The sequence below is a fragment of the Actinotalea soli genome, from assembly GCF_017565425.1.
GTDB classification, from domain to species: Bacteria; Actinomycetota; Actinomycetes; order Actinomycetales; family Cellulomonadaceae; genus Actinotalea; species Actinotalea soli.
The window spans coordinates 342657-363471 of sequence record NZ_JAGEMK010000001.1 but is presented as its reverse complement, the minus strand read 5'-3'; the positions used below and the strand labels follow the sequence as shown (position 1 = coordinate 363471).

The window sequence follows — 20815 nt, the reverse complement described above, 5'->3', positions numbered from 1 at the left end:
GCCGCCGGGACCTCCCACGCGGCACGCCTCTGGTCCCACGACGAAGGAGCACCATGAGCACGGTCGAGCAGGTCACGGATGCCGTCACCTATCACGGGGAGGGGCCCGTGTGGTCACCCACGTGGGGTGGCCTCCGATGGGTCGACATGCTCGCAGGGGATCTGCTCACCCTGCGCGGGGGCCGGGTCGACCGGCTGCACGTGGGCTCGGTCGCCGCCTTCGTCAGGCCCCGTCGCCGCGGTGGCTACGTGGTGGGTCTCGAGCGGGGTCTCGGGCTCGCCGACGGTCCCGATGACGTGCCCGCACCCTGGCTCGAGCTGTGGGAGGAGGACTCGGTGCGCATGAACGAGGGCGGTTGCGACCCCGCGGGCGACCTCTACGCGGGCTCGATGCCCTACGACGGCACCCCCGGAGGAGCCAGCCTCTACCGGATCACCCCCGACGGTCAGGTCACCACGGTGCTGCCCGACGTGACGATCTCGAACGGGATCGACTTCTCTCCTGACGGGAGCCGTGCCTACTACAACGACACCCCGACCGGTGGTACCGACGTCTTCGACGTGGTCGACGGCGCACTCACGGGACGCCGGGTGTTCCACGCCGGGGAGACAGGCCATCCTGACGGGCTGACGGTCGACTCTGCGGGCAACGTCTGGGTCGCGCTCAACGGCGCCGGTCTGGTGCGCTGCTACTCCCCGGCAGGGGAGGTCATCGCCGAGGTCGGATTCCCGGCCCGCCTCACCACCGCCTGCACCCTGGGCGGGGAGGACCTGCGCGATCTCTACGTCACGACCTCGCGCGAGAACCTCGAGGACCCCGAGCCCGAGGCCGGCGCCCTGTTCCGGGTCCGGGTCGACGTGCCGGGGCGCCCCGTCCTGCCCTTCGGCGGCTGAGCCGGCCGGGCTGGCCTGCTCGGACGGGGCGCCCTCGTCGGTCGGTCCGTGCGCCGAGCGCTCGTCAGTGGTCGGGGTCGGCGTGCACGAGGCGGTCGGCCTTGCGGTCGGCCCAGTACTCGTCGAGCTCGCGCCGCACCACCGGGAAGAGCAGGTACAGCCCGAGGATGTTGATGAAGGCGCACAGGAACAGCATCGCGTCGGCGAGGTTCACCACGTCCCCGAGGGTCACGACCGACCCGACGGCGGTGAAGGTCACGAAGATGATCTGGAAGGCACGCTCGGTGCGCGGGGTGCGCCCGAAGATCGTCGTCCACGCCTTCTGCGTGTAGTAGGCCCAGGTGATTAGGGTCGAGAAGGCGAACAGCGCGACCGCGATCGCCAGGACCACGGGGAACCACGGCAGGACGGTCGCGAAGGCGTCCGAGGTGAGCGTCACGCCGTCACCCGGGCCAGGGCCCCCGGCGGCGACGTCGGCCCGACCGTCGATCCAGGACTGCGGCCGGGCGATGATGATGGCAAGGGCCGTCATGGTGCAGATCACGACCGTGTCGATGAAGGGCTCGAGGGTCGCGACGAAGCCTTCGGTGACCGGGCGGCGGGTCTTGACCGCGGAGTGGGCGATGGGGGCCGAGCCGATGCCGGCCTCGTTCGAGAAGGCCGCGCGCTGGAACCCGACGATGATCACGCCGACGATGCCACCGCCGACGCCCTCCGGGGCGAAGGCACCGGCGAAGATCTCGCCGAAGGCTGGGCCGATCTGGTCGAGGTTGACGATGAGGACGGTCAGGCACGCGAGGACGTAGACGACCGCCATCGAGGGGACGAGCTTGCTCGTGACCCGGGCGATCGAGGTGATGCCACCGATGATGACCACGCCCACCCCTATGGCGAGGATGATGCCGAAGATGAGCGCGGCACCGTCGCTGCCGAGCGGTCCGTCCGCGCCGCCGGTCACGTTCCGCGCCTGGGCGTACGTCTGGTTCGCCTGGAACATGTTCCCGCCGATCGCCCCGAAGAAGAAGATCGAGATCGCGAAAAGCCCGGTGAGGGCCTTGGCGGGGATCTTGCCGAACCGGGCGAAGGCCACGGGCAGGTACCGGAACGGGCCGCCGGTGACCGTGCCGTCCTCGTGCTCCTGGCGGTACTTCACCCCCAGGGTGCACTCGACGAACTTGGTGCACATGCCGAGGAGGCCGGCCATGATCATCCAGAACGTCGCCCCTGCTCCGCCGATGGTCACGGCGATCGCCACACCCGCGATGTTCCCGAGGCCGACCGTGCCGGAGACCGCCGAGGAGAGCGCCTGGAAGTGGGTCACCTCACCGGGGTCGTCCCGCTTGCCGTACCGCCCTCGGACGAGGGCCAGGGCGTGACCGAAGCCGCGGAACTGGATGCCTCGGAGCGCGATGGTGAAGAAGATCGCGGCAGCCACGAGCCAGGCGACGACGACGGGGAACGTGACGCCGCCGATCGTGATCGAGAAGAAGATGATGTTCGAGACGAAGGTGGATATCGGCTCGAAGGACGAGTTGATCGCGTCCTCGATGTTGCTGATCGTGTTGGTAGGGACTGCGGCGTGGATCGCTGGGTCCGAGTTCATCGGGACATTCCACACGTATGTGATCCACCGCACAATAGGAGGGGTGCCGTGAACCTGAGCCGCGTCGCGCGACACCCGCCGTGGGAATGTACGGTCCTCGCGTGGAGCCCACCCAGGACGCGCGACCAGGTCAGGTCCCCGGCCTCACGGTCTGCTCGCTCTGCACGGGGGAGACCCTGGCCGGGACGGACGCGGCCCCCGGGGGCCAGCTGGGTCGGTTGCGCCGCCTCGAGCGAGACGGAGTCGTGCGCCTGACCCTGGTCGAGTGCCTCGACGAGTGCGAGCGTGGAGACGTCGTGGTCGCCCGGCGGAGGCGTGCGGCCCGGGCCCGGAGCGGCCCGGTCTGGTTCGAGCGGCTCGCCGGCGACGAGGCGACGGCCGAGCTCGGGCGATGGCTCACCCGAGGCGGGCCGGGGGACGCCGCTGTCCCGACGCCGCTCGAGCAGTACCGCGTGGAGCGCGGAACCGAGCCGGCCTGAGGTGACAGGCTCTCAGGCCTCGGCGGCAGCGCGCCTCGTGCGCGTGCGGCCCTCCCGCCCCCGCTCCCGGCGACCCTCGTACAAGGTGTAGAGCACCGGGACCACCAGCAGGGTGAGGGCCGTCGAGCTGATCAGCCCGCCGATGACGACGAGGGCCAGCGGCTGGGAGATGAAGGCTCCGCCACCGGTGACCCCGAGAGCCATCGGCACCAGGGCGAAGATCGTGGCGGCGGCGGTCATCACCACGGGGCGCAGCCGCTTGCGGGCGCCCTCGGTGACCGCCTCGTGCAGGCTCCGGCCCCGCGCGCGGTACTGGTTGACGAGATCGATCAGCACGATCGCGTTCGAGACGACCACGCCCACCAGCATGAGCAGCCCGATCAGCGCCGGCACACCCAGGGGTGTGCCGGTCACGAGGAGGGCCACCAGGGCACCGGTCGAGGCGAGGGGTACCGAGACCAGCAGGATCAGCGGCTGCACCAGGCTGTTGAAGGTGGCCACCATGACGATGTACACGATGATCACGGCCAGCAGCAGGGCCAGACCCAGGTCGGCGAAGGCCTCCTCCTGGTCCGAGGCGACACCTCCGATCGTGACCTCGGCCCCGGCGGGCAGGTCGAGATCCGCGACGACCGAGGTGAGCTCGGCGGAGAGCGAACCGATGTCCTGGCCCGCGGGGGTGACGGACACGGTCGCCGAACGACCACCGTCCACGCGGGTGATGGCCGAGGGGACCTCGATCAGCTCGACGCTCGCGACCTGCGCGAGGGGCACCGGGCCCTGGGGGCCGGAGAGCGGCACGGTCTCCAGCTCGGCGACGGTCGCCGGCGCCTCTCCGAGCACCGCACGCACCGTCACCGGCCCCTCGCCCAGGTCGACCGACCCGATCGAGGACGGCGACATGAGCGAGGACACCGCACCGGCGACGGCGGTCTCGGTGAGTCCCGCGGCCGCGGCTGCGGCGCGGTCGACGGTCACGTCGACGATCCGCTGGTCGCTCGCGAGGTTGTTGGTCACGGCGAGGGCCCCGTCGACCTCGACAGCGGCGTCGGCCGTCCGCTGGGCGGCCTGGGTCAGTGCGTCGAGGTCCTCCGCGGTGACGACCAGGTCGACCGTCGAGCTGCCGAAGGCGGCGTCCGCCCCGGAGACCGTGAGTGCGGTGGCCGGGCTCGCCAGGAGGTCCTGGACGGCGACACGTACCGCGTCCTGGCCGACCACCCCGTCGACGTCCGCGGCCAGGGTGAGGGAGAAGGTGGCCTCGGGCTGGCCGCCACCACCGGTGAAGGCCGCGGTCGAGCTGTCCGAGCCGACCGTCGTCTGGACCGTGGCGACCTCGGGCATGTCGAGCAGGGAGTCCTCGACCGCGCGCGAGGCGGAGTCCTGGGCCTCGAGCGAGGTGCCCGGCTCGAACTGCTGGGTCACGGTCACGGTGTCCTGGCCGCTGTCCCCGAGCAGGTTGGTCTCCAGGCGGGGGACCAGGGCCAGCGTGCCACCCAGCATGACGACGGCGACCAGCAGGGTGAGCCCGGGGTGCCGCAGGCTCGCGGCCAGGGTGGGGACGTAGGCGCGCTGCCAGACCCCGCGGCGTTCCTTGGTCTCGGCCTCGTGCCGGCGGGCCTGGGCAGCGTCCTCGTCGGCGTCGTGCGGGGCGCGGATGAACCAGAAGGCCAGGACCGGGACGATCGTCAGGGCGACGAAGAGGGAGGCGCCCATGGCGATCGCGACCGTCATCGCGAAGGGACGGAAGAGCTCCCCGACGAACCCGCCGACGAGCCCGATCGGCACGAAGACGGCGACGGTCGCGACCGTCGAGGAGGTGATCGCCCCGCCGACCTCGCGCACCGCCCCCAGCACGGCCTCGCCCTTGGCCTCGCCGTAGGAGAGGTGCCGCTTGATGTTCTCGATGACGACGATCGAGTCGTCGACCACGCGCCCGATCGCCACGGTGAGGGCGCTCAGGGTGAGGAGGTTGAGGGTGTACCCGGTGACCTGCATGAGCGTGAAGGCCACGAGGAGGGACAGCGGGATCGAGATCGCCGAGACGAGGGTCGAGCGGAGCGAGGCGAGGAAGAGCAGGATCACCAGCACGGCGAAGACGAGGCCGAGGGCCCCCTCGGTCGCCAGGTTCTCGATCGACTCCTCGATGAACGGTGCCTGGTCGAAGACCACGGCCACCTCGACCTGCGCCGCGTCGAGGGTGGCGGAGGCCTCGTCCACCGCCGCCTGAACCTCGTGGGACACGTCGACCGTGTTGCCCTCGGGGGTCTTGGTGATGGCGACAGCCAGGGCAGGTGCACCGTCGAGCCGCGAGAGGGAGGTCCTCGCGGCCTCGCCGTCGACCACGTCGACGACCTCCCCGAGGGGGATCGTGCCCTGCTCGCCGCGCAGCGGGAGCGCGGCGAGCTCCTCGAGACTCGTCACAGGGGAGCCGACCTCGACCGAGAAGGCCTGCGACCCCTCGGTCACGGTCCCGGCGGGCAGGGTGATCCCGTGGTCGTCGAGCACGGTGAGCACGGCCTCGGGGCTCAGTCCCGCAGCGACGAGCGCGGGGAGCTCGACCGCGAGGGTGATCTCGCGCTCAGCGGCCCCGGTCACGGACACCTCTCGGACGTCGGCGACCTCCTCGAGCCGCGGGACCAGGACGTCCTGCACCGTGGTGGCGAGGGTGGCGGCATCCGTGCTGCCGGCGACGGCGAGCTGGACCACCGGGAGGTCGTCGACCGACCCGGTGACCACCTCGGGCTGGACGTCCTCCGGGAGACTGCTCGCGAGACGGTCGACCGCGGTCCGCAGCTGCTGGGCGGCGAGATCCATGTCGGTGCCGAAGTCGAAGGTGACGCTCGTCACCGAGAGGTTCGTCGAGGAGGTCGAGGCGACCTCGTCGACGCCGCGCACCCCCCGCACGGCATTCTCGAGCGGGACGCTCACCTGGTCCTCGACGACCTCGGGGGAGGAGCCGGGATACACCGCGACGACGGCGGCGGCGGGGAGCTGGACCGAGGGGATGAGCTCCTGCTTGAGCGAGCCGAGGCTCAGCACGCCGAGGATGGCGACCGCGACGGTCACGAGGGCCGTCACGGCACGGTGGCCCAGGGAGAGGCGGGCGAGGCGGTACACAGGTCCTCCGCAAGGGACGGGTCAGGTGGGGGCGACTGCGCCGTCGCGGATGCTTAGCCTAACCCGAAGTAGTTCGCGCCCGTCGCAGCGGCACCGGCTCTCCGGCTGACGGCGATAGCCTCGTGCCGTGACGGCGCACCCGAACGAGGCGGACGGCGACCGGCGACGGCACGTCGAGCAGGTGCTGGCGCACCAGGAGGACCTCGCGGACCTCCTCGTCGGCCGACGGCTCGAGCAGCTCGCCCAGAGCCGGCTGACGGCCCAGCAGCTCCGCGCCCTGGCCGTGCTCGTGCTCGACGGGGAACGGACCTCGAGCGACCTCGCGGGGGTGCTCGGGATCACGGCCGCGACGGTCTCGGGGCTCGTGGACCGGCTCGTCGCGACGGGCATGGCGGCGCGACGGGCCCACCCCGACGACGGCAGGGTCCGGCTGGTCTCGGCGACGGCCGCCGGGGCCCGGGCCGTTCGCGTCACGGTCCTGGGCCCGGACGCCTTCGAGGTCGCACTGCTCGACCGGCTCACCCTGGACGAGCTCGCGCAGCTGTCGACAGGGGTGGGGGCCGTGCTGCGCGTCATGCGTGAGCTCGGCGGCCCGCCGCCCGACCCCGGGTCGGCTCAGCTCACAGGTTGATCGTGACCTCGGCGGACTCGCGCAGCTCGGTCAGCAGAGCCCCGATCGCCTCGGACCGGGCCGTCGAGGTGAGCTGCTCCTCGAGCTGGGGGCGGACGTCGTCGAGGGGCGGGACCTCGGCCTCGCCGCCTGCGGCCTCCTGCTGCTCGACCAGGCCGTCGTAGAGCTCCTGGACCTCGGCGTCGGTGGGGGTCGTGTCCCCGACGGCGTCGTCGACGAGCTGGTCGACCTTGACCTGGGTACGCAGCTCGGAGCGCACCTCGTCCTCGCTGAGCCCCTGGGCGGCGAGGGCCTCGACCACCTCGTCGGCCGAGCCGAGGCCGTTGACCTCGGCGAGCTCGGCGAGAGTCTCGTCGACCTGGGTGTCGGTCGCCTCGAAGCCGCGGGCCTCGGCCTCCTGGATCAGCAGCTGGGTCCCGACCAGGGTGTCCGCGACCTCGAGGCGGAGCTGCTCCTGGTCGACCGGCTGGCCCGTGCTCTGGGCCTGCAGGGCGAGCTGCTGGAACTGGCCCTGGTAGGCCTCGACGAACTCGTCTCGGCTGATCTCGTGGCCGTCCACCTGGGCCACGACCTCGGGGATGCCCTCGAGGTCCGGCTCGAGCGCGTCGGTGTCGGGGGCCTCGTCCGGGGCGGCTGTCTCCTGCGAGGTGGTCTCCCCAGGGTCGCCCTCGTCGGTGGCGCTGCAGCCGGCGACCGCCAGCAGCGTGATCGCGAGGCCGGCGCCGAGCCTGGTGGTCCTGGTCATGGTGCTTCTCCCTCGCTCAGGCGAAAGCGCGCCAACTTAGCACGGAGGCCTGGGCGTCCCACCGTGGGCCCTGGCTGCCCGCGCCCCCCTGGGACCCTCGTGCCGCTGGAGGGGCGCTGGGCGTGGGACCGTAGGGCCCATGAGCGCGGACTCCTCGCAGCTGTTCCCCGGCAAGCAGTTCATCAGCACCATCCTCGAGGCTCTCGAGACCAAGACGGCGATGTCCGGGAGCTTGGCTCGGCGCTACCTCCAGCGTGCCGCCATGGCCGGCATCATCATCGGCCTGCTCTACGTCACGCACTACGCCGTGGTCGCCGCCTTCGACGCCGTCCCCGCGGGGGACGCCACCCTCGAGCCGCTGGGACGGCTCGTGGGGGCAGCGGTCTTCGGCTCGGCGCTGGTCTTCATCTACTACACGAAGTCCGAGCTGCTGACCTCGAACATGATGGTCGTCTCGATCGGGGCGTACTACCGCCGGACCGGCTGGGCCAAGGCCCTGCGGCTGCTGGGGCTGTGCTTCCTGGGGAACGCGCTCGGCGGGCTCCTGGTCGCAGCCCTGGTCCGCTTCAGCACCCTGGTCGCCGGGGCGCCGCTCGCGCAGATGGAGTCCTCGGTCGAGCACAAGCTCGAGTTCATCACGGCGGGTGCCACGGGCTGGAGCGACCTGATGGTCCGTGCGATCCTGTGCAACTTCATGATCAACGTCGCGATGCTGCTGGTCTACAACGGTCTGATCAAGGACGACCTCACCAAGAGCCTGGTGATGGTGATCTCGGTGTTCATCTTCGCCTTCCTGGGGCTCGAGCACTCGGTGGCCAACACGGTCCTGTTCACGATCGTGGGCCTCCAGAGCGGGATCGACCCAGGGCTGGCAGCGGCGAACGTCGGGATCGCCCTGGTGGGGAACTTCATCGGCGGCGGCCTGCTCATCGGCCTCTACTACGCCTACGCGAACGACGACGCCCGGTACCTGCGCGCGCGGGCCGACGCCGAGTGAGGCCCCGGCCCGCCCCGGCGGGTCGGCGTGCCGGGCCCCGGCCGAGCCCCCGGTGACCGGTGGTTCGGCCGGAGCGGCTCGGGCGGACCGGCTCAGGCGAGCGGGATGAGTCCCGCGGTCAGCGGGTGGGGGGTGCCGAACCGGTGCGCCGTGATGCTCACGGCCTGCTCCCGGAGGAAGGGCAGCAGCTCGACGCGACCGGCCTCCGTGACGGGGTGGTCCCAGACCGCGACGTCGGGCCGTCCGCCGAGGGCCGTGGTCAGCCCGCCGGCCTGGCCGCCGACCAGGCGCACCCGGCCGCCGTCCAGGCGCCCCACGCGTGCGGTCCACGCCGCCTCGTCCTCGACGTGGCTCGGCACCCCGGCGGCCGCGACCGAGGTGCGGACGACCTCGGGGAGCGGCGCCTCGCTCGACACCACGACACGGGCCCCGACGAGCAGCCCGGCCGCGACGACGCGTACCAGGTCGGCCACCGTCCCGGGGGCCGCCAGCCGGACGTGGACCGGGTCGGGCACCGGGAGGTGCCGCAGGATGTTCTGCTCGCACCCCAGGGCCGTCGGGTCCTGCGGCGCGAGATCGGTGGTCCACGCCGCGGCGTCGCTGCTCACCGCCCGCTCGAGCCGCAGGGCCTCGTCGGCGGTCAGGGCCGACCGCGCCGCGGCGAGGACCCCCACGACGGCGGGGTGGCGCGGTGGGACGCCGTGGTGGGCGGGTGCCGAGGTCCACGAGCCGAGGCCGAAGAGGTAGGAGGGCCCACCGGCCTTGGTCCCGGGGCCGACGGCCGAGCGCTTCCAGCCACCGAAGGGCTGGCGCTGCACGATCGCCCCGGTGATGCCTCGGTTGACGTACAGGTTGCCGGCCTGGATCGTCTCGAGCCAGGTCGCGATCTCGGTGCGGTCCAGGGAGTGCAGGCCCGCCGTCAGGCCGTAGTCCACGTCGTTCGCGATCGCGACGGCCTCCTCGAGGGTCGCGGCCGTCATGACGCCGAGGACGGGGCCGAAGTACTCGGTCCGGTGCGTCCGGGAGCCTGGGACCACCCCGGTGCGGATCCCGGGGCTCCACAGCCGGTCCGTGTCGTCGAGCCGTCGTGGTTCGAGGGCCCAGCGCTCCCCGGGGTCGAGCTCGGTCAGGCCTGAGAGCAGCTTGCCCGAGGCAGCGGTGATCACGGGGCCCATCTGGGTCCGGGGGTCGTCCGGGTACCCGACGACCAAGGACGACGCGGCGTCGACGAGCTGGTCGCGGAACCGGCGGGAGGTCGCGACCGATCCGACCAGGACGACCAGCGACGCAGCCGAGCACTTCTGGCCGGCGTGGCCGAAGGCGGACTGGACGACGTCCTTGACCGCCAGGTCCAGGTCGGCGCTCGGGGTCACGATCAGCGTGTTCTTCCCGCTGGTCTCGGCCAGGAGCGGGAGGTCCGGCCGGAAGGAGCGGAACAGCTCGGCGGTCTCGTAGGCCCCGGTGAGCACGACCCGGTCGATCGCCGGGTGGGCGACGAGCGACGCGCCGAGGGTCCCTTCGTCCACCTGCACCAGGCGCAGGGCCTCCCGGGGGACCCCCGCCTCCCAGAGGATCTCCGCGAGCACCGCCCCGCACCGCTCGGCCTCCCCGGCCGGCTTGAGGACCACCGCGGACCCGGCGGCGAGGCTCGCCAGGGTCGAGCCGGCGGGGATCGCGACCGGGAAGTTCCACGGCGGGGTCACGAGGGTCAGGGCAGCGGGGACGAACCTCGCGCCGTCGACCTGCTCGAGACCACGGGCGAGCTCTGCGTAGTAGTAGGCGAAGTCGATCGCCTCGGAGACCTCCGGGTCGCCCTGGTCGACGGTCTTGCCGGTCTCGGCCGCCATGACCTCGAGCAGCCGGGGACGGTGGGCCTCGAGAGCCTGGCCCGCGCGGTGCAGGATCGCGGCACGCTCGGCAGCTGGGCGGGAGCCCCACGCCCTGCCCGCCTCCTGCGTCCCGCGCACGGTCTCGTCCAGCAGGGCGGGATCGGAGATCCGGGCCCCGTCGATCGTCGCGATGCCCAGGGTCGAGGTCGGTACCCGCTCGAGGAGGGCCCGGACCCACGTGCGGTTCTGGGCCACCGAGGGATCGGTGTCCGGCGTGTTGACGAAGGCTCCGGGGGAGGGGACCGGGGAGGCGGCATAGCGGTCGCCGACCCGGTGCGCCGGGGGGACCGAGCCGTCGAGGGCGGCGAGGGAGGCGAGGAAGCGGTCGCGCTCCCGGGCGAAGAGGCCTGGGTCACGGTCCAGGTCGAAGACGGCCGACATGAAGTTCTCGGTCGAGGCGCCCTCCTCGAGCCGCCGGATCAGGTACGCGATCGCGACGTCGAACTCGGCCGGGGCGACCACGGGGGTGTAGAGCAGCAGCCCGCCGACCTCCTGACGGACGGCCTCGGCCTGACCCTGTGCCATGCCCAGCAGCATCTCGAACTCGATGCCGTCCCGGACCCCGCGCCGCCCGGCCAGCAACCACGCGTAGGCGACGTCGAAGAGGTTGTGCCCCGCGACGCCGAGCCGCACGTTCGCGACACGCTCGGGGGTCAGCGCCCAGTCCAGGACGCGCTTGTAGTTGACGTCCGTCTCGAGCTTGGAGTGCCAGGTGGCGAGCGGCCACCCGTGCACCGTGGCCTCGACCTGCTCCATGGGAAGGTTCGCGCCCTTGACCAGCCGGACCTTGACCCCGGAGCCGCCCCTGGCCCGTCGTGCCGCTGCCCAGCCCTGGAGGTGGATCATCGCTGCGAGGGCGTCGGGCAGGTAGGCCTGCAGCACGATGCCGGCCTCGAGGTCGAGCAGGGCCTGCCGGTCCAGCAGCCGGGTGAACACGGCGACCGTGAGGTCGAGGTCCTTGTACTCCTCCATGTCGAGGTTGATGAACTTCGGCGTGGGTGAGGCCGCAGCGCGCTCGAACAGCGGGGTGAGGTGCTCGACGATCTCCTCGACGGACTCCTCGAAGGCCCAGGCCGCGTGCGGGGCGACGGTCGAGGACACCTTGATCGAGACGTAGTCGACGTCCTGGCGGGCCAGCAGACGTTCGGTGCCCGCGAGCCGACGGGCGGCCTCGCGCCGACCCAGGACGGCCTCGCCGAGCAGGTTGATGTTGAGGCGCACGTCCTCGCGACGGACGTGCGCGATGGCAGGCCCCAGTCGCCGGTCGCTCGCGTCGATGATGAGGTGCCCGACCATGCGCCGGAGGACCTTGCGTGCCACCGGGACGACGACGTCGGGCAGCACGGGCGCCACCGTGCCGCCCAGCCGCAGGGCGGCCCGCAGCGGCCACGGCAGGAACGCCGGTGCTGCGCGGGAGAGGTCGCGCAGGGTCCCCGCGGCGACGCGCTCGTCCTCGGGGCGGATCACCCCGTCGACGAAGCCCACGACGAAGGGCAGGCCGCGCGGGTCTTTGAGGGCAGCGGCCAGGTGCGCCGCCGACGGGTCCACGGGGTGCTGGGCCGCCTCGCGTAGCCAGCGCTGCACCAGGGCGACGGCCTCCTCGGCGAGGGCCGGGTCGACGGCGTCGACCCCCGCGGAGGTGCTCGGCGGGACGGGTGCGGCCGGGGGCTGCGTCATGGGACTCCTCGCTGTCACGGACGGCGCCCGGGCACGGGCCCCGTCGTGCGTCAGTATCGGTATCGGCGAGAGGTGATGAAAAGCGAAGGAAACAGTTCTATATTCGTCACCTCAGCTGATGATTCCTGGAGGTGAGCCGTGCTGGACCTGCGTCGTCTGCTCATCCTGCGGGAGGTCTCGATCCGCGGCACCCTGGCCGCTGTCGCCGAGTCGATGAGCTACAGCCCCTCGGCGGTCTCCCAGCAGCTGAGCCTGCTCGAGAAGGAGACCGGGCTCGAGCTGCTGCGCAAGGCAGGTCGGGGCGTCCGGCTCACCCCCCAGGCCGAGGTGCTCGTCGCAGCCGCCGGCGAGCTGCTGGACGTGCTCGAGCGGACAGAGGCCGAGGTCCAGGCCTCCCACAGCGAGGTCCGGGGACGCGTCCGGGTCGCGGTCTTCCAGTCGGCGGCCCTCGCCCTCATGCCCACGGCCCTGCGCGAGATGGGGCGTCTCCATCCGCAGGTGCGGGTGGAGATGGTCCAGCGGGAGCCCGAGCAGGCCCTCCACGAGACCTGGGCCCGAGGCTTCGACCTCGTCGTCGCCGAGGAGTACCCGGCGCACGCGGCACCGTGGTGGCCCGGCCTCGACCGGCGCGACCTGACCCAGGACGCCATCCGACTCGCCCTGCCGCCCCGCGCCGACGCCCCCTGGCCCGCGTCCGAGCTGGCGAGCTGCAGAGACCTGCCGTGGGCGATGGAGCCTGCTGGTGCGGCCTCGCGGCACTTCGCCGAGCAGACCTGCCGGTCCGCAGGCTTCGAGCCCGACGTCCGCTACGAGACGGCCGACCTCCAGGCGCAGATCCGGCTGGTGGAGTCCGGCAACGCGGTGGCCCTGCTGCCCGACCTCGTCTGGCGCGACCGGACCACCACCTGCCGCCTGGTCGACCTGGCGGGCGCCCCCCGCCGGACCGTCTTCACCGCGCAGCGGACCTCCGGCCTCGGAAGTCCGGCTCTGGACGCGCTGCGACGCATCCTCGACGAGGTCGCGTCGGCCTGACCGCACGTGCCGGACGTGGCCTCAGCCTCCGTACTCCCAGTGCCACGGCTCGGCCGGGCCGCTGCCCCCGGCCTTCATGCAGTCCGGGTGGAACCAGCCGAACTCGTGCGCGTGGGCCTCCATCCACCGGAACGACGGGCTGCTGAAGTCTCCCACCGAGCCGAAGCCGCCGAGGTCCACGGCGATCCCTCGACCGTGGTTCGAGGTCCCCGGGGTCGCCGCGAGCCATCCCCGCGCCGCCTTGACGACCACCTGCTGCTCGACGCTGCGGTAGGAGCTGACGACGTCGAGGTCGCGACCGAGCTCGGCCCGGTAGGCGGTGTTGAGCAGGTCGAGCGCGGCAGCGGCGTCGCAGCGCAGCAGGGCGTCCGGGGCGACCTCCGGGCTGCACAGCAGCTCGAGCGGGATCTCGCCGTTGGGCCATAGGTCCCCCGAGCTGGCCGTCGGGCCGGGGGGCACGGGGGCGAAGACCGTCGGCTCGAGGACGGTCGACGTGACGGCGGCCGCCGCGGTGCTCGCGGCCGCGAGCCCTGCCTCGAGCTCGGACAGCGCGGCCTCCGTCGCCTGGAGGTCTGCCGTGGCCGTCGGCCGCGCGGCCAGGTCCTCCTCGACCGACAAGGCGAAGACGACGGCGGCAGCGGCCCGCACCGACGCGGTCGAGTCGTCCGGGCGTGGCGCGTCCTCGTCGTCCAGCAGGGCCATCGAGCGAGGGGCGACCCGGGACAGGACGTCGACCGCGGCCTGGAGCCGGTCGCTCACCGGGTCCTGGGCGGTCGCGCCGACATCTCTCGGGTGGGCGGTCGTCGTCGACCGGGCGGCCGTCAGCACGGCGGCCGAGGCCATGGCGGCCTCGGCGAGGGCGACAGCCTCGGCACGCTCGAGCCGCAGGTACGCAGAGCCCTGGGCCGAGAGGCGTGCCGCCGCCACCCGTGGGGACCGTTCGGTCGCCTTGCCCTCTCCGTGGCCCGGACCGTTGACGACCACGTCCGGCGCTCCGTCGACCGGTCCTCCCGGCGCAGAGCCTGCGAGAAGCACGAGGGCGCCGAGGACTGCGGAGCCCGCGAGCACCGCCGTCCCGCGTCGACCTCGTGGTGTCTCGACGAGATGGCGAGGGGCTGGCGGCTCGGCGCGGTGACGCGGCGATCGAGGGCCCGCTGCTCGGTGCAGCTCACGTCGGGCGGATCGCGACGGAGGTGCCATGGGCTGCCCTTCGGGCCGGACCTTGCGGTGCACGCGGGGACTGGGCGCCGACGCGCGCGTCCTCGTCGACGGCCCCTCTACAGTGACAACCGGACGGCGTTTCGGCAAGGGCTCGGCGACGCGCACCGCCCCGAGGAGGTGGCGCCCGCGTGACCTTCAGAACACCAGCACCCGGGTGCCGATCGGCGCGTCCCACACGTCCCAGATCCAGTTGATGGCCTCGTTCGCCATCCGCACGCAGCCGTGGGACGCGGGCCACGGCGGGATCTCGTCCGAGCCGTGCACCGCCCAGCCCCCGTGGAAGTACTTCGGCCGATACATCGAGCCCAGGCCGAGTGTCGACTCGTGCACGGCATCGACCTGGCGCACCACCGCGAAGTCCCCGGTCGGGGTGTCGGCGCGCTGCGTCCGACCGAGGGCCCGATACGTCTCACCGTTGCCGGAGGACACGTTGAAGGTCCGCGTGAGGATGCCGTCCTCGACCGCGAGCACGAGCTGGCGCTCGAGGTCGACCTCGAGGACCCGACCGCTCACCGTACGTGGTGTCGGTCGGAGCCCGGCGTCGAGGGCTTCCTGCGTCGCGGGCCCGACCAGGCCGTCCCGGGTCGTGCCGGCGGCCTTCTGCAGCGCCCAGACGGCCTGCTCGGTCGCGGCGCCGAACGTGCCGTCGGCGGAGGGCAGGAAGTAGTCGAGCTCGATCAGGCGCTCCTGCAGCTCGCGCACCGCGTCCCCCTCGTCGCCCCGGCGCAGCGTCGTGGGTTCCGCAGGAGGCTCCGGGCTCGACGTGGGGCCGGGGGTCGGCACTGAGATCGGCGTCGGTTCGGGAGTCGCCGCGGGCACGGCGCCCGCCCCGGCGTCCTCGGGCGGCGCGGGCGCGGCCTCGATCGGTGCGGCCCGACGATCCGCCGAGCTCGTCTCGGCGGATGATCCCGTCGAGCAGGCGGACATCAGGCCTCCGATCAGCGCGGTCACCGTCACCCCGGAGAGGACCAAGCGGGTGAGGCCCTGGGCGCTGAGCCGTACGGCATGGACATCAGGTGCGGACATGGTGGTTCCCCCTCGTCGGGAGGTCTGACGACCCCCACATCAAGGAAGACGCCTGTCAGGCACGAAGTGTTGGGTGCGACCTGGTCTCGGATCCGATGTCGGGGAACCTCGGGTCGGGACGGACTCGCCGATCGCCTGGGCAGCGCAAGGCGTAGGACTGCGCATCCCAGACGACGCGGCCGTCAGCGTCCCGCACGACGGGCGGGTCCAGTGTCCCCAGGAACCCGCGAGCTGCGGACTCGTCGTCGGTTGTGTCGTCGAAGGGCAGGGTGGCCCGCAGATGGGCATGCTGGCGAAGAACGGTGGGAGAGACCTCGGTGCTCATGTGCCTCAGTCAGCCGAACGGCGGCTCGGTCCGCCTCACCCGAGGCGGATGAGAGGTGCACCGACCGTTGCGAGATCGGGTCTGGGTGGCGACCCCGGGCGAGGGCCGCCGACCCTGTCAGGGTCAGCGGGCGTGTCGGTCCGCGACGAGCAGGGACCCCTTGCTGCGCTTCCCTCTCCAATGTGAAAGCCCCAGGTCGTTGACCTGGGGCTTTGCTGGTGGGCGATACTGGGATCGAACCAGTGACCTCTTCCGTGTCAGGGACGCGAAGGGTGTCCGGGACGGGCCGCTCGCGAGCGCTTGGCCTGGTCAAGACGACGCGCGGTCGCCGACGACTGGTGGCGGACGTAGGCGAATGCCGCGACGTTGCTACACCGGTTGCTACACGGCGCTCCTCAGTACGTCCAAACGCTGCGCCGTCATGTGATGTCACGCACGCTCATGCCGATGAGCGAGCGAGGATTGGGCCCGGTGGGCGGCTCGGCGGGGCCCAGGTTCGGTGCGTCGACTGAGAGGCTTCTGCCGTGACTCCCGGCTCCCACGTCTACCGCGTGACGCAGTACGACCCTCGTGATCGCGATACCGAGGGCGTGTACCACGGCGCCTTGGATTCGGTCAGCGATCGTGGCCCAGTCGAGCGCGCCTACCTTGAGGCCGCCCGGAGCTTCATGGAGGAGTGCGGCGTCACTGAGCTGACCGTTCGAGATCCCGAGTCGCACCTGGAGGCCGACCCCGACCGTGAGCCGCTCGCCGCCGCCCATCCCCTCGCACGGATTCTCGGGACCGGCCTGGAGCGATGGGTGGACGGCGCGGCCCTCTCAGCCGCCGACGCCATAGAGGTCGTGCGGTGGATGCACCGCGGGGATGTCTGGTGCCGTCTGGAGCATTTCTCTGGCTTCGCAATCCACGTCGGCTACGACCTCTACATGTACATCGTCGCCAGCAAGCCGTGCCCCAAGTCGGTCGAAGCCGCGTCAGCGCTCGGCGTGTTCCCAGAACCGATGAGCAGTTCTCCTTACGAGCGTGACCTCGACGACATGGACCACAGCGCACGAGTGGTGGATGCGTCGTTCTGGGCCGACGTGGACGCGTTGGCGGCTGCGCGCGGTGCGGTCGCCATCATCGAGCACGCCGCATGGCCGCGGCGCTGGACCATGACCGCCGGAGGGACTCACCCGACCACGCGAGCCGGCTCTTACGTCGCCGTCTGGCCGCAGTGGCCGGAGCGCCTCACCGGGCTGACCCTCGCTGCGATTCCCCGTGTGGTCTACCGCCTCACCGGTCGAAGCAGCTACAGGTGGGGTGTTCATGCCGACGTCCAGGTCGCCGACGGTCTCGTGTGGCGCGGCCGTCCCGCGCCCCCGGACCTCTACGACGAAATGCCCGCACTGCGAGGGGTCACGCCTGAGCCCAATGGCACGGTCACTGCGCGATGGCACGCCTGGTTCGTCGAGCCGTGAGCTCACAGCCTGCGCAGCATCAAGTGCCTGCTGTACGGCCTCGCTGCTGACTCCGCACGCTCATGCCGCGGCCCGCGCGCCGCGATCGGGGTGCCTTCTCATCTCCTGCTCCGGCACAATCGTCGGCGTGCGACTTCCCGAAATCGTCGGCCGTGCCGACGCCGTGGGCGGCGAGGTACGCATGCGGGTCACGCTGCCGGCGCCTGTGGAGCAGGCATGGCTCGCACTCACAGACAGCCAGCGCACTGTGAGCTGGCTGGGACGACTCGACACCGTCGCGATCGCCGAGGGTGGTCGCTTCGACCTGTGGCATGACAAGACCGTCCGGTCCCGGCACACCGTGACGAAGTGGCACTCCGGACACCTGCTGTCTCTGACGTGGGACTTTCCGGAGGAACGGACGAGCCGCGTCACGTTCACTCTCGCCGAGGAGAGCCCTTCCACCTCAAGGTTGACCTTGCATCACGAGGATCTGGAGGACGCCGTCTCCTACGCCGCTGGCTGGCACCGTCACCTCCAGTACCTCCACGGGCACCTGCGGGGTGACGACCTCCCGATCGACGACTTCTGGTCCGGTTACGACGACCTCGTCGAGCTTTACGCATCCAGCGCGCCGACATCGGAGCCCTGAGCGCCACGAGAACGTTGCTCGGCTTCATCCCGCTCATGCCGCTGCGAGGCAAATGCAGCCGCAGATGGCTCTCGCTACGGACTGCCCGGCTCAACAGCCTCAGCGCTGTGGATGATGCGGGCCCCAGGCGGCCCGCCCGCTTCTTCGAGCCGCCAGATGAGCTCACCGGTTCGGCGCTGCAACTCGACCCACTCCGCTTCCGGATGGGACGCCCCGCCGTCCTCGTCGCGATGCCGAGCGAAGGCTGTCAGGTACGCCGTCAGGCCGGCGGTCAGCAGCATCAACTCGCCGCGGGTGACCGTGATGGTGGCTTCGTCCGAGGGCTCCATCATCTGAGCGTACGGGCGCGTCACGGGGGTGTCCGGCGCGCGCGCTCATGCCGCACCCGACTCGGGCCGGATGTGCGCTCGGGCCCGGGAGGCCGACAGGATGCGTGCGTGAGCACCCCTGGCCGCCTGCACCACCTCGAGCTGTGGATGGACGATGCGACTTCGACCGATGGACCTTGGCCTTGGCTGCTGCAGCGGCTGGGTTACCGCCTGGCCAGCAGTTGGGAGACCGGCCGCAGTTGGACGCTCGAGGACGCCTACGTCGCGCTGGAGTCCGGCTCGGCTCACGTGCGAGGACCGCAGAACCGGTTGCGCAGCGGCCTCAACCACGTGGCGTTCTGGGCGGGCTCGCGCGCCGACCTCGACGCCCTGGTCGCCGACGCCGTGGAGCACGGCTGGACCCTGATGTTCGCGGACCAGCATCCGCACGCTGGCGGGCCGGACACCTACGCCGCTTACCTCGAAGACGCAGCAGGGTTCGAGGTGGAGCTGGTTGCCGAGTCGCCCGACGACACCGCGTAGCAGCGCACGGTAGCCGCTGGCCGGCGCGCCCCTCACACGTCGCGTTCAGGCAAGGCCCGCCCGGGTCCACGCCAAAGACAAGATCAAGAGTAGGGACACTTCTGGCACTCTTCGTAGCCGGACGTCCGCGGACGGTCGCCATGCAGACGCCGCTACCGATCCTCCCCGTGCTGGCAGCCATCGACGGGTCCGTCCTCGCTGCGCCTCTCGCCACGCTGCGAGTTCCGTGGCCCGACGACCGAGCAGAAGTTCGAGGTGCTCGCCGGCGCGTAGCCGTTCCCGCGACGCGAGACCACGCGTGCTCGGCACGTTGCTCCGGCGGGCAGGTTTGCGGGAAGGCGTCATCGGTCCAGACGTCGACGCACGGCGGCAAACCACGGCCGTCATCGGGCATGGTGCGGACACAGGCCGATGACGCGGACGTCGTCATCGGCCGCCAGAGCCGTGGCTCCGATGACGCGAGAGCAATCACCGATGACGGCCGTCCGATGGTGTCCGCCGTATTGCGACAGCGGTTGGCCGTCATCGCTCCGGCTATTGGTCCTGGGGAGGGTGGGGTCCTCATCTAGGAGGAGCCATGACCAGAGACCCGTACCCGTCTTTCGACCGCCGTACGAGCCGCACCGCTGGGAGGGCGGCGGAGCCCCCGCGGATCCTGCTCTCCGTCGAGGAGACCGGCTACCTATTGGGAATCGGCCGGACCCGCGTCTACGAGCTGATGAAGAGCGGGGCGCTCGAGTCGGTTCACGTCGGCCGACTCCGAAAGATCCCGGCCGAAGCGCTCAGGGACTTCGTCGAGCGCTGCCGCTCGTACGTCTCCACGAGCGTGTAACCGGCGGGGTCCACAACCAGCGTCGGTCCCGTTGTCCACAGAGAGCCGCCGCCATCGTGGCTTCGGCGCGGTCGGGCGAGCTTGGATGGGCGCACTTCCAGCGAGGTGGTCGAGGTGGCGAAGAGGGCGAACTCGGAGGGCTCGATCTACCGTCGCGCGAGCGACGGCAGGTACGCCGCGGCCGTCACATGGCGCGACCCCGAGACTGGGCGGACCCGCCGCAAGACGTACTACGGGTCCACCCGCGCAGAGGTACGCACGAAGCTCGCCGCAGCCGTCGAGCGACGTGACAGCGGGATGCCCGTCACTGACGCCTCGATGACGGTCGGCGACTGGGCCATGACCTGGCTGGAGACGACTCTGCGCGCCAGTCCGCGGAAGGCCACCACCAAGGAGCTGTACCGCCGCCTCGTGCTGACCTGCCTGCTGCCCACCCGGCTCGCACGACGCCGGCTCGACCAGCTGCGCCCGTCCCACGTCGACGAGTTCATCATCGAGCTCAGCTCCTCTCGGAGCCGGCATCGGAGGACGGAAGACGCACAGGCTCCGCTCCTCGCTCCGGCCACCGTCCAACGGGTGTTCTACGTGACGCGCCTGGTTCTGAACGGCGCCGTGCGCGAAGGGCTTCTAGGTCGGAACCCCGCCCTGGTCGTCAGGCCACCGAGGGCTCGTAGGCACGCCGCACGGTTCCTGAGCGCAACGGAGATGGAGGCCTTCCTCGAGGCCGCACGCCCTACCCGGGCCTACCCGCTGCTTGCCTTCATCGCTGCCACCGGCGTGCGGAAAGGGGAGGCGCTGGCCCTGAGGTGGAGCGACGTCGACCTCGACGGGCGACAAGTCTTAATCCGCGCGACCCTCGCACGCGTCGACGGCACCTTGGTCGCCAGCGAGCCGAAGACGGCCAGCTCCCGTCGGACGCTGCCCCTGTCGCCGCCCGTGGTGGAGCTGCTGCGCAGGTTGGCGACGGCGCAGGAGGCTGAGCGCGCCCACGCTGGCAACCTCTGGGTCGAGACGGGCTTCGTCTTCACCACGGAGACCGGCGGCCCGATCGATCCGCGCAACGTCCTGCGCGCGGCGAAGGTGGCGGCGGCAAAGGCCGGACTCGACGGCGTGACGGTGCACACGCTTCGGCACTCGGCGGCGACCGTGATGCTCGAGGCCGGCGTGCACCTCAAGGCCGTCTCGGAGATCCTCGGCCACGCGGACATCCGGGTGACTGCTGACGTGTACGGCCACGTGAGCACCGAGGTCACCCGGGCGGCGATGGAATCCCTCGGCGACCGGATGCTGGCGAGCGACTGACCAACTGATGTGCTGTGCCGTTCCGCACCGCTGGGACGTTGCTACACCCGTTGCTACACCTCGTCCTACGACAGCCGAAAGGCCGCCCCGGACGATGTCCGGAA

General features: G+C 71.6%; 17 protein-coding genes. 10 read left to right on the top strand and 7 right to left on the bottom strand.

The genetic code is table 11. The annotated features are described in order from the left end of the window. Positions 1-53 precede the first annotated feature (53 nt). A complete protein-coding gene (locus J4G33_RS01710) occupies positions 54-893 on the top strand; it encodes an SMP-30/gluconolactonase/LRE family protein (RefSeq protein ID WP_208054156.1) in 840 nt (279 codons plus the stop codon). Between the two features lie 64 nt (positions 894-957). Here the strand turns inward: J4G33_RS01710 and J4G33_RS01705 are convergent, their stop codons facing one another. After that, the gene (locus tag J4G33_RS01705) at positions 958-2496 is read right to left on the bottom strand and encodes an alanine/glycine:cation symporter family protein (RefSeq protein WP_208054155.1); all 1539 of its coding nucleotides are present in this window, start codon (positions 2494-2496) and stop codon (positions 958-960) included. Between the two features lie 101 nt (positions 2497-2597). Here J4G33_RS01705 and J4G33_RS01700 point away from each other — a divergent pair, with 101 nt between their 5' ends. Beyond that, positions 2598-2975 carry a hypothetical protein gene (locus J4G33_RS01700; protein ID WP_307793658.1) on the top strand — a complete coding sequence of 126 codons (378 nt, stop codon included), beginning with the start codon at positions 2598-2600 and terminating at the stop codon, positions 2973-2975. A gap of 12 nt (positions 2976-2987) precedes the next feature. On the opposite strand, the gene J4G33_RS01695 is transcribed toward J4G33_RS01700, so the two are convergent. Beyond that, positions 2988-6092 carry an efflux RND transporter permease subunit gene (locus J4G33_RS01695; protein WP_208054153.1) on the bottom strand — a complete coding sequence of 1035 codons (3105 nt, stop codon included), beginning with the start codon at positions 6090-6092 and terminating at the stop codon, positions 2988-2990. Positions 6093-6219: 127 nt separating this feature from the next. On the opposite strand from J4G33_RS01695, the gene J4G33_RS01690 reads away from it, so the two are divergent. Beyond that, positions 6220-6723, top strand: a complete 504-nt coding sequence (locus tag J4G33_RS01690; RefSeq protein WP_208054152.1) for a MarR family winged helix-turn-helix transcriptional regulator — start codon at positions 6220-6222, stop codon at positions 6721-6723. Here J4G33_RS01690 and J4G33_RS01685 read toward each other — a convergent pair. Continuing rightward, positions 6713-7468, bottom strand: a complete 756-nt coding sequence (locus J4G33_RS01685; RefSeq protein ID WP_208054151.1) for a SurA N-terminal domain-containing protein — start codon at positions 7466-7468, stop codon at positions 6713-6715. The two genes, J4G33_RS01690 and J4G33_RS01685, sit on opposite strands and share 11 nt — an antisense overlap. A 139-nt stretch (positions 7469-7607) precedes the next feature. Here J4G33_RS01685 and J4G33_RS01680 point away from each other — a divergent pair, with 139 nt between their 5' ends. Further along, positions 7608-8465, top strand: coding sequence for a formate/nitrite transporter family protein (locus J4G33_RS01680; RefSeq protein ID WP_208054150.1), 858 nt, complete (start codon positions 7608-7610; stop codon positions 8463-8465). Between the two features lie 92 nt (positions 8466-8557). Here the strand turns inward: J4G33_RS01680 and J4G33_RS01675 are convergent, their stop codons facing one another. Further along, positions 8558-12031 carry a bifunctional proline dehydrogenase/L-glutamate gamma-semialdehyde dehydrogenase gene (locus J4G33_RS01675; RefSeq protein WP_208054149.1) on the bottom strand — a complete coding sequence of 1158 codons (3474 nt, stop codon included), beginning with the start codon at positions 12029-12031 and terminating at the stop codon, positions 8558-8560. A gap of 138 nt (positions 12032-12169) precedes the next feature. Between J4G33_RS01675 and J4G33_RS01670 the strand changes: the two genes are divergently transcribed. Continuing rightward, positions 12170-13063: a LysR family transcriptional regulator gene (locus J4G33_RS01670; RefSeq protein WP_208054148.1), complete on the top strand. Its 894-nt coding sequence runs from the start codon at positions 12170-12172 to the stop codon at positions 13061-13063. A gap of 21 nt (positions 13064-13084) precedes the next feature. On the opposite strand, the gene J4G33_RS01665 is transcribed toward J4G33_RS01670, so the two are convergent. Together J4G33_RS01665 and J4G33_RS01660 are read right to left on the bottom strand one after the other, a co-directional pair. Beyond that, positions 13085-13990 (bottom strand): M15 family metallopeptidase, encoded by a 906-nt coding sequence (locus tag J4G33_RS01665; protein WP_208054147.1) that lies wholly within the window; start codon positions 13988-13990, stop codon positions 13085-13087. 429 nt (positions 13991-14419) lie between these two features. Beyond that, on the bottom strand, positions 14420-15310 hold the full coding sequence (locus J4G33_RS01660) for a L,D-transpeptidase family protein (RefSeq protein ID WP_208054146.1): 891 nt from the start codon (positions 15308-15310) through the stop codon (positions 14420-14422). An 876-nt stretch (positions 15311-16186) separates the two neighbouring features. On the opposite strand from J4G33_RS01660, the gene J4G33_RS01655 reads away from it, so the two are divergent. Both J4G33_RS01655 and J4G33_RS01650 read left to right on the top strand, forming a co-directional pair. Continuing rightward, complete coding sequence (locus J4G33_RS01655) at positions 16187-17095, top strand: hypothetical protein (protein ID WP_208054145.1); 909 nt, start codon at positions 16187-16189, stop codon at positions 17093-17095. 127 nt (positions 17096-17222) lie between these two features. Further along, entirely contained in the window at positions 17223-17726 is a 504-nt protein-coding gene (locus tag J4G33_RS01650) for an SRPBCC domain-containing protein (RefSeq protein WP_307793656.1), read from the top strand. Positions 17727-17800: 74 nt separating this feature from the next. On the opposite strand, the gene J4G33_RS01645 is transcribed toward J4G33_RS01650, so the two are convergent. Beyond that, positions 17801-18055: a hypothetical protein gene (locus tag J4G33_RS01645; protein WP_208054144.1), complete on the bottom strand. Its 255-nt coding sequence runs from the start codon at positions 18053-18055 to the stop codon at positions 17801-17803. A 108-nt stretch (positions 18056-18163) separates the two neighbouring features. Here J4G33_RS01645 and J4G33_RS01640 point away from each other — a divergent pair, with 108 nt between their 5' ends. From J4G33_RS01640 to J4G33_RS17380, 3 genes are all read left to right on the top strand, one after another. Continuing rightward, complete coding sequence (locus J4G33_RS01640) at positions 18164-18577, top strand: VOC family protein (RefSeq protein WP_307793655.1); 414 nt, start codon at positions 18164-18166, stop codon at positions 18575-18577. A gap of 577 nt (positions 18578-19154) precedes the next feature. Beyond that, on the top strand, positions 19155-19409 hold the full coding sequence (locus J4G33_RS01635) for a helix-turn-helix domain-containing protein (RefSeq protein ID WP_208054143.1): 255 nt from the start codon (positions 19155-19157) through the stop codon (positions 19407-19409). 114 nt (positions 19410-19523) lie between these two features. Further along, entirely contained in the window at positions 19524-20711 is a 1188-nt protein-coding gene (locus J4G33_RS17380) for a tyrosine-type recombinase/integrase (protein ID WP_208054142.1), read from the top strand. Positions 20712-20815: the final 104 nt, after the last annotated feature.

Excerpts from the sequence above, each read along its gene's own strand:
- J4G33_RS01680 (WP_208054150.1), top strand. The coding sequence starts at position 7,608 with ATGAGCGCGGACTCCTCGCAGCTGTTCCCCGGCAAGCAGTTCATCAGC.
- J4G33_RS01685 (WP_208054151.1), bottom strand. The coding sequence starts at position 7,468 with ATGACCAGGACCACCAGGCTCGGCGCCGGCCTCGCGATCACGCTGCTG.
- J4G33_RS01635 (WP_208054143.1), top strand. The coding sequence starts at position 19,155 with ATGACCAGAGACCCGTACCCGTCTTTCGACCGCCGTACGAGCCGCACC.
- J4G33_RS01705 (WP_208054155.1), bottom strand. The coding sequence starts at position 2,496 with ATGAACTCGGACCCAGCGATCCACGCCGCAGTCCCTACCAACACGATC.
- J4G33_RS01645 (WP_208054144.1), bottom strand. The coding sequence starts at position 18,055 with ATGGAGCCCTCGGACGAAGCCACCATCACGGTCACCCGCGGCGAGTTG.
- J4G33_RS01660 (WP_208054146.1), bottom strand. The coding sequence starts at position 15,310 with ATGTCCGCACCTGATGTCCATGCCGTACGGCTCAGCGCCCAGGGCCTC.
- J4G33_RS01675 (WP_208054149.1), bottom strand. The coding sequence starts at position 12,031 with ATGACGCAGCCCCCGGCCGCACCCGTCCCGCCGAGCACCTCCGCGGGG.
- J4G33_RS01710 (WP_208054156.1), top strand. The coding sequence starts at position 54 with ATGAGCACGGTCGAGCAGGTCACGGATGCCGTCACCTATCACGGGGAG.